This is a genomic window from Kribbella monticola (genome assembly GCF_003261635.1).
Classification (GTDB): domain Bacteria; phylum Actinomycetota; class Actinomycetes; order Propionibacteriales; family Kribbellaceae; genus Kribbella; species Kribbella monticola.
In genome coordinates, this window is sequence record NZ_QFXK01000018.1 from 96,085 (window position 1) to 110,055 (window position 13,971).

The 13,971-nt window shown below is 67.2% G+C and carries 4 protein-coding genes; 2 read left to right on the top strand and 2 right to left on the bottom strand.

The features are described 5' to 3' along the window. Nucleotides 1–381: 381 nt before the first annotated feature. Entirely contained in the window at nucleotides 382–5,901 is a 5,520-nt protein-coding gene (locus DIZ26_RS08785) for a PKD domain-containing protein (RefSeq protein ID WP_112239211.1), read from the top strand. Nucleotides 5,902–5,982: 81 nt separating this feature from the next. On the opposite strand, the gene DIZ26_RS08790 is transcribed toward DIZ26_RS08785, so the two are convergent. Beyond that, nucleotides 5,983–12,258: an RHS repeat-associated core domain-containing protein gene (locus tag DIZ26_RS08790; protein WP_112239212.1), complete on the bottom strand. Its 6,276-nt coding sequence runs from the start codon at nucleotides 12,256–12,258 to the stop codon at nucleotides 5,983–5,985. A 120-nt stretch (nucleotides 12,259–12,378) separates the two neighbouring features. On the opposite strand from DIZ26_RS08790, the gene smpB reads away from it, so the two are divergent. Next, a complete protein-coding gene (smpB, locus tag DIZ26_RS08795; RefSeq protein ID WP_112239315.1) occupies nucleotides 12,379–12,858 on the top strand; it encodes an SsrA-binding protein SmpB in 480 nt (159 codons plus the stop codon). A gap of 27 nt (nucleotides 12,859–12,885) precedes the next feature. Here the strand turns inward: smpB and DIZ26_RS08800 are convergent, their stop codons facing one another. After that, nucleotides 12,886–13,929: a LacI family DNA-binding transcriptional regulator gene (locus tag DIZ26_RS08800; RefSeq protein WP_112239213.1), complete on the bottom strand. Its 1,044-nt coding sequence runs from the start codon at nucleotides 13,927–13,929 to the stop codon at nucleotides 12,886–12,888. Nucleotides 13,930–13,971: the final 42 nt, after the last annotated feature.

A 13,971-nucleotide genomic window follows, 5' to 3' on the forward strand; every position in this document is an offset into this window, starting at 1 on the left:
GAAGGTTCCAGCGGGCGAAAATCAGTTCCTGAAATACCTCTGGAAACGGCAGCGAATGACCTAACAGCGGCCGCTATATCACTTACGCTCGGTAGTGAGAACGGCCCGATCTGCCGAATCCGTGCCGAAACTCTTGCACGCAGCGTGGCTGAATGCCATTGTCAGCCCTGGGGATCCGGGGGGCGGATCTTTGGGGTGGATTCTCGGTCACTGGGGGGTGGCGAGCAGTGTCGGTCGACGACGTCTTTGTCACACGCGTGCCTGCGGCCGCTACGGCAGCCGGATTCCAGCCAGAGCACGCCTCACCCATGGGAACTCCAGCAACGGCCTGGCAGCTTGCCGGGCCGCGTCCTGTTCTCTGAATCTGGTTGGTGAGTGATTGTGTCCCAGCTCTTCGCTCGATCCGTTCGCGGCCGAAGGCGTCCTGTCAGTCTGCTCCTCGCGGCACTGATCGCCCTGGTCCCCGCACTGACGTTGACCGCGGTCCTCGCCGGGTCGGCCTCTGCCGCCACCGGACAGATCTCCTTCGTCGCTGCCACGAGCAACGGTGGAAACCGGACCGCGCATACGGTCCGCGTGCCCGCGACGGCGCAGCCCGGAGACGCTCTGGTCCTCTACATCACCACCAACGAGACAGCCAGCGTCATGAACGACACGCTGGCCGGCTGGACGTTGCTGCAGTCTCGCAACGGCAACGGTGTCCGCGGCCGGCTGTGGACGAAGACGGCCGTCGCCGCCGACGTCAACGCCAACGTCACGGTGACCACCAGCGTCGCGGCCAAGTCCGTGATCGGTGTCGCCGCCTACCGCAGTACCGGGAATGCGACGGTGTCCGCGTCGGCTGTCGGCGGTGTCGACACGACCGCGACCTCGCACACCACCCCGGCCGCGGCCGTCGCCGACACGAACTCCTGGCTACTCAGCCTGTGGTCGGAGAAGTCCTCGGTCGACCCGATCACCTGGACCCTCCCGGCCGGCGCCACCTCCCGTACGACGGCGGCCGGTACCGGCTCCGGCAAGGTCAGCGCGGTGCTCGGTGACTCCGCCGGCGCGGTTCCGACCGGTACGGCGGCAGGACGGACCGCGACGACCAGCGCGGCGACCTCCCGCGACGTGATGTTCTCCGTCGTGCTGAACCCCGGCCAGACCGCGGACCCGGTGAACCAGCCGCCGGTGGCCGCCTTCGTCTCCAGCTGCAACGGCCTGGTCTGTGGCTTCAACGCCTCGACTTCCAGCGACCCGGACGGCAACACCCTCACCTACGCCTGGAACTTCGGCGACGGCCAGACGGGTACCGGCGTCAACCCCAACCACACCTACGCGAGCGACGGTCCCCGCACCGTGACCCTGACCGTCAGCGACGGCAGCCTGACCAACACCAAGACCGGCCAGGTCAGCCCGGTGGCCAACGTCAGCCAGGGCGAGGTCTCGTTCGTCGGTGCTGCCAGTACTGCAGGCAACCGGTCGGCCCACTCGGTCAAGATCCCGACCGCCGTGCGGCCCCAGGACCGGCTGCTGCTCTTCCTCACCACCAACGACACCGTCAGCACGATCACCGACACGCTGCCCGGCTGGACTCTGCTGCAGAGCCGCGACGGCAACGGTGTTCGGGGTCGCGCGTGGACGAAGCAGGCAACCACCACCGACGCCGGTAGTGACGTGACAGTCAACGGCAGTGCACTGACCAAGTCCGTGATCAGCGTGGCGGCGTACCGCAGTACAGGTATCGCAACCGTTTCGGCGTCGGCCATCAGCGGTCTGGACACCTCGTCGGCCAGCCACACCAGCCCGACGGTGACTGTTGCCAAGGGCAACTCCTGGCTGGTGAACGTCTGGAGTGAGAAGTCGTCCACCGACCCGATCACCTGGACCCTGCCGGCCGGCGTGACCTCCAGGACGACGGCCGCCGCCACCGGCACCGGCAAGACCAGCTCGGTCGTCGGCGACTCCAACGGCAGCGTCCCGATCGGTACCGCGGCCGCCCGGACGGCGACCACCAGCGCGGCGACTTCGCGCGACATCGACTTCTCCGTCGTCATCGACCCGGGTGCGGATGCCTCCGGCACCAACGAGGCGCCGATCGCAGACTTCAAGACCGGCTGCGCGACGATGACCTGTGAGTTCGACGCCAACCTGAGCTTCGATCCCGACAACGACCCACTGACCTACAGCTGGAACTTCGGCGACGGCCAGACCGGTACCGGGGACAGCCCGGCCCACACCTACACCACCGTCGGCACCCGTACCGTCACCCTGACGGTCAGCGACGGCACCCACACCGCCACCAAGACCGGTACGGCGGTCACCACCGCCAAGCTGCCCGGCCCCGGCCACAACCGGATCGTGCCGGACATCCCGCGCACCAACATGCCGCTGATCAGCGACGGCGAGATCTGGGACATCGAGGTGGTCGGCAACCGCGTGTACGTCGCGGGTGGGTTCACCTCGATCCGCAACCAGGTGACCGGTAACACCACCAGCTACGCGCAGGCGAACCTGGCGGCGTACGACCTGTCCACCGGTCTGGTCGACCCGAACTTCCGCCCGAACTTCGGCGGCGGGGGTGTCGAGTCCGTGGAGGCTTCGCCGGACGGCACGAAGCTGTACGCGGCCGGGTCCTTCAACTCCGTCAACGGGGTCACCAAGCGAGGCGTCGCAAGCCTCAGCCCGACCACCGGCGCACCGGTCGCAGGCTTCACGGCCAACACCGACCTCAAGGCGACCGAGCTGGCCGTCACCAACTCCACCGTGTACGTCGGTGGCCGGTTCAGCACGGTCAACGGCGTACCGCGTAACGCGCTTGCCGCGGTCGACGGCGTCACCGGCGTGGTCCGGGCCGACTTCGTCAACAACATCACCGGCGGCATCGGCAGCAACGGTGAACTCACCGTGCAGCGGCTCAAGCTGACCCACGACGAGGGCACGCTGATGGTGGTGCACACCGGTCGGCAGGTGAACGGCCAGGACCGGTACGGCATCGCGCTCATCAACACGCGCACGAACAAGCTGCTGCCGTGGCGGACCAGGCTGTGGGACGACAACCTGCAGTTCGTCGGTGGCATCAACCGCATCTACGGCGGCGACATCGCGCCCGACGACTCCTACTTCGCCGTCACCAGCGGTTCGGGCGGCGACCGGCCGCCGATCAACGACACCGTGGTCGCCTACTCCTTCACCGGTGGCGACAACGTGCAGCCGTTGTGGATCGCCCGCGACTTCGACTCGACGTACTCGATCGCCATCTCCGAGGTCGCGGTCTACATCGGCGGCCACTTCGCCTGGAACGAGTCCCCGACCTCGCCGCAGCCGTGGCCCGGTCTGGACGATGTCGGCTACGGCACCGGCCAGGGGCTGTCCGGCTACGGACTCGGCGACGCCGTCGTCCACCGCGAGCACATCGGCGCGCTGAACCCGGTCGACGGTACGGCCTTGCAATTCAATCCGGGCTCCAACTCCTTCGAGGGCAACAAAGCCATGGAGCTGACACCACGGGGACTCATCACCGGCGGTGACGCGACCACCCAGGGCGAGTACAACGTCGGCCGGCTGGCGTTCTACGACTTCAACTCGGTGCCGGCCGCCAACGGGGTGGAGACGACGATCAACGACCCGATCGAAGGCCGGGTCAAGCCGATCAACCAAGAGTTCACGATCAACGGTGACGCGTCGGCCAGTGCGGGCCGGACCGTCCAGCGGGTCGAGGTCGAGATCCAGGACCGGGACACCCGGCGCTATCTCAACGACGACCTGACCACCTGGGGATCGACCACCAGCAACACGATCAACGCCACCCTGGCGACCCCGAACGCGGCCTCGACCGGCTGGTCGCTGCCGCTGACCATCCCCAACAACCGCGCACTGAAGGTGCTCGCCCGCACGATCGCGAACTCCGGCGCCGCGGACCCGTCCAAGGCGACCAAGAAGTTCGAGACCTTCGGTACGACGGACGCACCACCGACAACGACGATCACCGGGCCCACCACGAGCGTGGTCCCGACGACCACGTTCACGATCACGGGCCGGGCCACCGACGACCTCGGCGTCAACTCGGTGACCTTGACGCTGCGGGATCCCAACAACCGCTACCTGCAGGACGACGGATCCGTCTCGGCGATCTACAACGCGTTCCGGATCACTCCGGACGTCGTGGGTGGGACGAACACCACCTGGTCGTACGAGCTCACGGTGCCGACCGAGGGCACCTGGCAGGCGCAGGCCAGATCCACCGACACCACCGGCCAGTCCGCCCTGGACACCGCGGATCGGTCCTGGATCGTCTCCGACACGGCCAACCCGCCGACGGTGACGATCACGGCACCGGTCGCGATGACGCCGCCGCTCGCCGCGCCCACGGTGACCGTTGCTCCAGGTGGCCAGCTGACCTTCGCCGGTACGGCCAACGACGACGAGCAACTGGACACGGTCGAGATCCAGCTGCGCAACAGCACCACCCGCGAGAACCTCGGCTCCGACGGCACCTGGGGCGTGGACGTCATCCAGGGCTGGTACCGCGTCTCGCCGGTGCACATCAACGCGACCAGCTACAACTGGACGTATACGACACCGTTCAACCTCAAGCCGGGGACGTACAGCTTCTCGGTCCGGGGCACTGACCAACTGGGTCTGTCCACCGCCAACACCAACCAGGGCCGGCTCACGATCAGTGCCCAGATCCCCGGCGACAGTCCGCCGGACACCACGATCACACCGACCGGCACGATCACCGGCCTGCAGGCCCTGCACCTCGACCTGGCCGGCTCGGCGACCGACGGCCAGGGGGTGTCCGCGGTACAGGTCTCGCTGCGGGACAACGACACCAGTCGTTACCTGCAGCCCGACGGGACGATGTCGGCCAACTTCGCCACCCTGCCGGCGAACCTGGCATCGCCGGGTGCCACGAGTACGACGTGGACCCTGCCGGTCAACCTGCCGACCGAGGGCGACTGGTCGGTGACGGCAATCGCCTACGACACCGCCGGCCAGCAGGACCCCTCGACCACCGGAGCGACGTCGCGGTACCCGATCTATCCGGGTGACACGCCGCCGGTCATGAACGAGAGCCTGCTCACCCCGACCGAAGGCACCACCTTCAGCGACGGCAAGATCTTCATCTCCGGCCGCGCCGAGGACGACCAGGCGATGCAGCGGGTCGAGATCGCCATCGTCGACTCGCTCGGCCGGTACATGGGATCGAACGGCACCTTCACCAGCACGAACGCCAGCTGGCGGACCGCGTTCCTGACCAGCCCGGGTACGCCGGGGTCGAACTTCTCCTACACGTCACCGGTGATCCCCGACGGCGCGTACACGGTTCGGGTTCGGGGCGTCGACCAGCACAACTTCGTCACGGCAGTGCCGTCCGAGCGGCACGTGACAGTCACCCACCCGGCCAACAACCCGCCGGTGGCGGCGTTCACCGTGTCGTGCAACCAGAACGTCTGCACGTACGACGCTCGCAGCTCCACCGACGAGAACCCGACGGCCCTGACGTACTCCTGGAACTTCGGCAACGGCACCGGCACCGGACCGTTGGTGACCAGGACCTACACCAGCGCCAACACCTACACGGTCACGCTGACCGCCACGGACGAGTGGCTGTCGACCAGCACGGCCACCCAGACGGTCACGATCACCGAACCGACGAACAACGTCGCTCCGGTCCCGGTGATCAACCCGCCGGTCTGCTCCGGACTGGTCTGCAACATCTCCGGTGCCGGGTCCGCCGATCCGAACGTCGGCGACACCTTCACCTATCGCTGGGACTTCGGTGACGGTACGGCGGTGAGCACGTCGTCCGCACCCAACCACACCTTCCCGGCAGCCGGCACCTACACGGTCACGCTGACCACGACGGACGGCTGGGGCAAGGCAGCCAGCCTGACCAGACAAGTCACCGTCTGAGTCGACTAGCAACACAGAGGGGCGCCGGCGAAACCGGCGCCCCTCTTGCTTTGCCCTACTGAACGATTTCCTGCCGGCCGATCAGCAGCCGCCCGACCCCATCGCCCAGATGTGGCAGCGCAGGTTCGGATCCGGCACCGGGGCGGGTGGCGGGGGCGGGGGCGGCGGCTGGTTCTTCAACCGCTGCTGCTTCTGGAAGTCGGTCCCCATCCGGAAGCTGAGGTACTGATCCTCCAGACTGTTGCCCTGCATGGAGTTCAGCTCGCGACGGGGTCCGCGGTAGTGGTCGTCGGTCTGCGTCTGCTGCCATTCCTTGGTGAGATGGTCGTCGAGCTTGGAAATCCCGTACGCCGCGCCCGGGCCGGTGACGATCACGCACCAAGGGCAGCCGATCGCGATCAGGGCGTTCGCACCGGCCCCGAGGATGCCCATCTCGAGCAGCACTTCCTCCTTGTTCGGGTAGGCCGTGTCACCCGGTGCCGGCGGCGGCGGGGTCCATCCACCACCACCAGCAGCCGCTCCTCCACCGCCACCGCCACCGGAGCCGCCGCCACCGCCGGTCCTGCCGTCGTCGACCAGGATCTTCGTCGCGACCAGCACGTAGTCCCGGATCAGTTTGTTGATCGTGACAACGATCCGTTTGATCTGGACGATGTCGCGATGCACCTGCATCACCATCCGCGCGGCGAGCCCGTAGTTGCCGAACATCATCGCGATCGCCGCCGCCACCACGTTCACCACGATGTTGACCACCAGGTGAATGATCTCGCGCCGGTACTCCACGATCCGCTCGGTCACCATCCGGGTGACCGTGATCAGCCGCATCACGGTCACGAGCGTCGGGAACTTGCCGTCGGCGTCGCTGAAGCTGATCGGGTTGTTGTTCGCATAGGAGTACGCGTTCAGTTGCTGTGGATCCTTGAAGTCCATCACCGGGTCGACCGAGATGAACCGCCCACGCGCCTGGTCGTACTCACGCGCCCCGAGATGCACCAGCCCGGTGCTGTCCTCCGTGCCGCCGACGAACCCCCGCTGCCCCGGCCACGATGCGGGCGCCGCACCACGGATCTCGCCGTACGGCGTGGTGTTGCGTCGCTGCACCGCGAGTGTGTCGGGGTCCACCGAGACTGTCGCCGTACCGTGCAGGTCGGTCTTGAGCCAGGTCAGCTTGGTCCCGACGCGGACGGCGACCGTCTTGTCGCCCAGGTTGTAGTACCTGGTGCCCAGCAGGCTCTTGTCCGGTTTCATCAGCAACTCGGTGCCACCGAGGTACAGCGTCGTACCGGTGGTGTCCTTCTTCAGCAGACGGTTGCCGTCGGCATCGTAGATGTACGAGCTACTCTTGCCGCCGCCACTCAGGTCGCTGAGGTGGTTCTCGGCGTCCCATGTAAGGGTGTCGGTCACGCCTGCAAGCGATCGGGTCTTGAGGTTGCCGGAGGCGTCGTAGCTGAACTGGTCGGTGCGGTCACCGCCGAGACCGGTCGACGTCACCTTCTGCAGGGCGTGCGGCTGGGCAGCCCCTGCTGCCGGGTAGAAGTACGTGCTGGTCGTCGTACCGGCAGGCGTCGTGCTCGTTTGCGTCTTGCGGTTACCGGACTTGTCGAAGGTCCAGTTCTGCCAGTACGGCGCGGGCCCACCGAGCGCAGCCTTGGACGGAGTGGCGGCGCAGTTGCCGTCACCGGGAGTCCAGGCCTGAGTGAGCCGTCGGTAGCTGTCGTAGCTGAAGCACTGCGTGTCGTCGGCCCGGGTGTCCGAAGCCGCGCCGGCCTCGGTGAGCTTGGTGATGTTGCCACCGGGGTCGTAGCCGTAGCTGACGTTCGACACCTGCTCGTTCGGCGTCTCTACTGCGCTGTTCAGCAAGCGCCGCGTTCCCTCGTCGTAGTCGAAGGTCTGCTGCAACCAGTTGTCTCCCTTGGCCAGCGAGATGATCGACGGCTCCCGGTACGGCGTGTAGGAGGTGTAGGTGACGTAGTTGTCGGCACCATTGACCGAGATCGGCAGGTTCTGGTCGTTGTACCCGACGTTGACGGTTTCGGCCGGTAGCCCACCGACAGCGGGAACGGTGCTGGAGGCGACCTGACCGTCCGTCGTGTAGGTAGTGCCTACCGGGTAGGTGCCGGCGAGCGCACCCTCAGCGGCCGGGATGACGACCTCGGTGGCGGTGGGCCGGCCGGCGTCGTCGAAGGCGGTGTTCTTCAACGTGTAGGCGTTGCCGTTGACGTAGTGCGTCGCACTCGTCAGCGAGCCCGCACGGACCGTGTCGTAGAGCCACGAGCTCAGCATGTTCGCGGTACTGATCGAATCCCGGTACGTCGCGATCTTGCGGCCACCGTTGTCGTACTGGAACAGCGTGGTGATCCCCCGGCTGTCGGTCGACGAGGCGACCTGGTCCAGGTCGTCGTAGGTGTAGGTGGTGACTCCCTTGTCCGGGTCCTGGTCGCGGACCTTGCGGCCGCGCAGGTCGTAGTCGTACTTCCACAAGTTGCCCGAGGCATCCTTCACCGTCGCCAGCTGGCCGGCTGGGTGATAGGTGTAGACGGTCTTGTCGCAGCTGGCCGGATCGCAACTGGTGGTCACCTGCGAACCGGTGAACTGCCACAACTCGAGCAACCTGCCCTGCGCGTCGGTGATCTTGGTGCTCGCCTGCTCACCCTGCGGGGGAATGATGGTCTCCCGATCGGCAGTGTTGACGTGCGTGGTCCGCCAGAGCTCCTTGCCGAAGGACATGGTGATCTCCGCGGCCGGCCTGCCCTGGTCGTCGTACTGCGTGACCTTCTGCGTCGGCAGCTTCGATTCGTCCGCCGGTGTCGCCACCTCGGGACTGACCGGCGCGTCGCTGTAGTACGGACCGTTCTCCTTCACCTGCAGGCCGCGCGAGTCGTACAGGTAGTCGGTGATCACCCGGCCGCTACCGTCCCCGGACGTCTGCTGGGTCTGCCGTTTGCGCAACAGACCGTCGGTGAGGTCGTAGGTGACCGCAGTACTGCCGTCGGCCTGCACAGTCGTCGTCGTGGTGAGCCCGGGCTTCAGCGGATCGAGCTGGTAGGTGTAGACCTGGCTCGCAGGAGCCGACCGGTCCCGACCGGGAAGCCAGGTCTTGGACTTGCGGCCGAGCGGATCGAGCTTGATGTCCGTGCGGTCACCGGACGGATCGACCAGGGCCGTGGTGGAGCCGAACGCCGGATCGAGCTCCTCGACCTTCGCGAGCCCGTTCTGGTCCACCGACTTGCGCTGGGTCAGCGGACCGCCGGAGGCCGTCGCCGGAGTGTAGGTCACCGTGGAGACCTTGTCCGCCGCGTCCTTCTGGCTGGTCAGCCGGCCGAGCGCGTCGTACCCCATCGCCGCCACGGTCTGGTAGGTCGGGGTGCCGTCGGCGGCGAACCCGGAGAGCCGCTCGATCTTCGTCTTGTCACCCTTGACCGGCGCGTCCTCCGGTTTCGCGTTGCCGTCGTATGTCGTCCGCTCGTCGGTGACCACCTGATCCTTGGTCCACGGCTGGTCACAGGCGACATCGACCACCTGCTTGCCGATCTGTACCTCGGCCAGTCCCTTCGACGGGTTCTCCGCGTACTTGTAGCGGGTGCAGGTGTCGTCGGCGGCGGTGCCCTGGTCGTTGAAGTTGCTGGTGGCAACCAGTCTTCCGTCGGCATCGTAGTCGTTCGACGACGACAGCTGCCGGCGTCCCGTTGCGGTCACCTGGTCCTGCCGGACAGCCTTCTCCTGCGTCTCGTAGGACTTGGTCGTCCCCCAGGAGCGGACCCGGGTGGCGCGTGCCGGCGACAGCCACGGATCGGTGATCGCGCGGTCGACGACCGTGGTGCCGTCGAGTGTCGACTGTTCGCGGATCATCCCCGACAGGGCGTTCTGGTCGGTGACCTTGCCGCCGGTCGAGTCGGTGACCTGCACGCTCTTCGTACTGCCGTCCGCCTTGACGTCGCCGTCCATACCGCGGAAGTAGACGTTCTCCTTGACGATCGGCGCGCTGGTTCCGTCGCCCTTGGTCACCTTGACCTTCTCGTAGCCACGCCACTGCGACCAGGTCTTCTTGCCGACCTCGACCAGGCCGTCCTCCTCGTCATGACGCCAGGCCGGCGGACCTTCGTACTGGATCGTCGTCATCACCGGCGGAACTCCGCTGACCAGGTCCGACTCGGTGACGCTGGTGACGACGTACTTGCCGAACCAGTCCTCCCGCTCTGCCTGGTCCTGCGGCGTCCACTTGATCGGGTGACACCGCTTGTCGTTCGAGTCCGGCGTCGGGACGTTGCCCGGCAGACTGCAGTCCGGGTCCAGGTAGCCGACGGTGAGCTGACCGCCGGTGCCGTAGGTGATCGAGGTGATCCGCGGCCAGTTCATCGCCGGGAGGCCGTCCGTGCCGACGACCCGGTTCGGCTTCATCGTGCCGGCGAAAGAGGTCTCCGGCATCGCGGCCGTACCACCCACCAGACCGGTGTTGGTGATGCCGTCCAGCCACAGCAACGGCGATCGGGTGTCGTTCGGGTTCAGGAAGTTGTGCCGGAAGGTCCACGAACTGACCGGCTGGAAGGTGCCTGCGCGTAGTACGGAGGTGGTCACCTTCGCCAGTCGCTTCTTGGTCCAGAAGCTCGGGAAGAAGTGGTTGTTGCAGTTCGACGTGCTGGTGCACTCCAGGTCGAGCGGAGTGTCCGGGTAGTCGGAGGCCGCACACGTGCTGCCGGCGTAGCACCTGTCCGCGGTGACGAAGTCGACAGCCGCGACCGGCTTGTCCTTGAACAACCGGTCCTCGGTCTGGCCGTACTCGATCCGCCTGATGTTGCCGGCCCGCGTGTAGGTGCTGACGCTCGTGGCCGTGACGTTCCGCGCGTACTTGTTCGTCTCGACGTCGTAGAACAACGACATCGTGCTGCCGTGGGTGTCGACGACGTAGTCCAGGTTCCAGCGGTAGGCCTGGTCGCACGCTGAACTGGCGAACGTCGCGGTGTGGCACGGCTCGTCAGCCGGGTGGGTGGCGTCCTTGCCGTTGTTGCCGAAGACGGGCACGGTCCAGACCGAATGGGTGTCCTGAGTGTCGCTGGTGCTGCCCGGCAGCTTGTTCTTGCCGAAGTAGAACCTGGTGCCGGCCTTGTCGGTCAGCACCCAGTACTCGCCCTTCCCGCCGTCGCCGGTTCCGTCCGGGCCGAGGTCGCCGTTGATCGCGCCGTACAGGTGTTCGACCTTCGTACCGTCGTCGACGCGCGGGTGCCAGACGCCGGTCGCGTCGTCCTTGACCAGCTCGCCGCCGGAGCCGTTCAGCGTGAAGGTCGCGTTGTCGGTGGCCCAGCACAGGTCGCCGGTCGGCTTAGTGCCGTTGTTGCCGGACTGCTCCGACTTCGAGCTGCAGGAGGCGTACTTGCGCTCGATACTGCCGCCCGGTGCGAGTTCGAACCCAGCCCCGGCCCAGGACGACTGGCTGTTGGCCGAAGTGGTCCGTCCGTCCAGGCTTCCGGAGGAGTAGGTGAGGGCCACGTCGGCACTCGGGCCGCCGAGCGACGGCGGTGCCTTCATCGGGTAGTTCCAGGTGAAGTCGCCCGACGAGCCGCCCGCCTGCCAGGTCGCTGTCTCGTTCAGCGAGGTTGCCGTCGAGTCGCCGGCCGGCCCGGAAGCCGCTGCCTGCAAGGCGAAAGTCGTCGGTTTGGCCGTCGCCGGCACATCCGCCGACAACTCACCGGATCCGTCGTTGCGCGTAGCAACCGGTACTGCGGCGCAGGCTGCCTTTCCGGGTGTGGTCAGCGCGCAGTCCGGCAGCCTGACGACCCGGAGCCGGCTGTTCCAGTCGCCACCGTAGGCATGCGCGAAGGCCGAGTAGTCGACCCGCAGCTGAACTGCGCCCGCCTGCTGAACTCCGTCGCTGCGATTGAGCTGCAGCCGCAGCTGATCGCCGCTGCGCCCGAGCAGCGAAACCTTCACCTTGGTCGGCGTCGCGGCAGCCGCTTTGGCGGCCGACCGGTTGGCAGTGTCAGTTGGGCCGACCTTCACAGGAAGACCATTGGCCTTGGCAGCAGGTCCGGCCGCCTTGGTGTGCTGCCCAGTGAGGACAGCGGACCAGTCTGTTGCCGGCTGCACCGGCCGCGGCACTGCGACCTCGGCGACACCCGGCTTCGGCCAGACCACCGCGGGCGCCCGGGTGACCGTACGCCGGCCGTCCAGGTCGGGGACCCCGGGTTTCGGCTTGATCGTGGTGACCGGAACGGACTTCGCCTTCGGAGCGGTCGCCGAAGGCTTGGGCGGCTTCGCCGTCGTCGCCGCCTCCGCCTCCAGGCCGCGGGTGGTGATCAGCAACGTCAAGCTGAGTAGGCAGGCAACGGCAGCGGTGGATTTGCGACGGGTGGAGCGAGGCATGGACGGACCTCCAGCAGACAGGGCAGGTGCGGCCAGTGCACACCCCGCCGATCTAGACCACAATCGATTCAACCGACGTCGAATGGCGAGTGGGGGTGGGCTTCGGGGGAGAATGTGGAGGTGAAGAAGTCCGAGGTCGATCCTGTGGTCGCGCGTAACCGCAAGGCTGCCCATGACTACGAGTTGGGTGAGTCCTGGGAGGCGGGGATCGTGCTGCAGGGTCCGGAGGTGAAGGCGCTGCGGGCCGGCCGCGCGTCGCTGGTCGGCGGATTCGCCATGGTCGAGAACCGGGAGCTCTGGCTGCACGGCGTGCACATTCCGCAGTACTCGCAGGCCCGGTGGTTCAACGACGGGTCGCGCCGCAAGCGGAAGTTGTTGCTGCATCGCGCGCAGATCGACAAGATCGAGCGCAAGGTCAACGAGAGCGGCCTGACCATCGTCCCGGTGGTCCTCTACTTCAAGGACGGCCGCGCGAAGGTCGAGATCGCTCTGGGCCGCGGCAAGAAGACCTGGGACAAGCGACAAACACTCGCCGAACGCGAAGCGACCCGGGAAACCGAACGCGCCGTCAGCCGCCGGCTGAAGGGCCACCGGGACTGATCAACAGTCACCCTACGAGGCGGCAGGTCAGCTTCGGGGCGGCGCTGTGCTTTCCCGGATCACCAGCTCGGTGGCTACGGCGACGGGCTGGTGGTGATGCTCGCCGGCCTGGATCTCGCTGATCAGGGCGTCGACACTGCGCCGGCCGACCTCGGCGAAGAACTGCCGGATCGTCGTCAACGGCGGCCAGAAGTGCGCGGCCTCCTCCATGTCGTCGAACCCGACGACGCTGACATCGCCCGGGATCGACCGGCCGTGCTCGTGCAACGCGCGCAGCAGTCCGAGCGCCATCTGATCGTTGGCGACGAAGACCGCGGTGACGTCCGGGTCCGCGGCGAGCTCGCGGCCGGCTTCGTACCCCGAACCCGCTGACCAGTCGCCGGTCAGCACCGGTGGCACCGGGCAGCCGCGGTCCATCAGCGTCTGCCGCCACGAACGCAACCGGCGTGAAGCGGCGAAGGACTTCGCCGGACCGCCCAGATGCCAGACCGTCCGATGCCCGAGGTCCAGCAGGTGCTCGGTCGCGAGCCGGGCGCCCTGGGCCTGATCGGTGTCGACGATCGGGTAGTCGAAGTCGGCGTTCGAGTCCACCACGACCACCGGCAACCCGTCGGGCAACTGCACCTCGGCCTCGTCGAGCTGATGCGCCTCGATCAGGATGACCACCCCGTCCACCGCCTGCTCACCGAGCCGGTTGAAGGCCCGGTCGAAGGCGCCCGACAGGGTCCCCTGGGTGGCGTTCAGCACGGGGATCAGGTTGACGGCGTACCCGCTGCTGGTGGCGGCTGTGGCGATCGCGTCCAGGGTGCGGGTGTTGCCGAAGCTGGAGAGCTCGAACACGATCACGCCGATGCTGCGGAACTGCCCGTTGCGGAGTGCGCGGGCCGCACTGTTCGGCCGGTAGCCGACCTCGCGCATCGCCGCCAGCACCCGATCGCGGGTGGCCTCGTCGACGTTGTGCCGGCCGTTCGCGACCCGCGAGACCGTCTGCCCGGAGACACCGGCCAGGCGGGCGACGTCGGCCATCGACGGCCCGCGCCGTCGGCGCAGCAGCGGTTCCTCCGCGGTCATCGGCCACCTCCTGGTGTCTCGCTGACTATAGACATGTTGACG

Excerpts from the sequence above, each read along its gene's own strand:
- DIZ26_RS08790 (WP_112239212.1), bottom strand. The coding sequence starts at position 12,258 with ATGCCTCGCTCCACCCGTCGCAAATCCACCGCTGCCGTTGCCTGCCTA.
- DIZ26_RS08800 (WP_112239213.1), bottom strand. The coding sequence starts at position 13,929 with ATGACCGCGGAGGAACCGCTGCTGCGCCGACGGCGCGGGCCGTCGATG.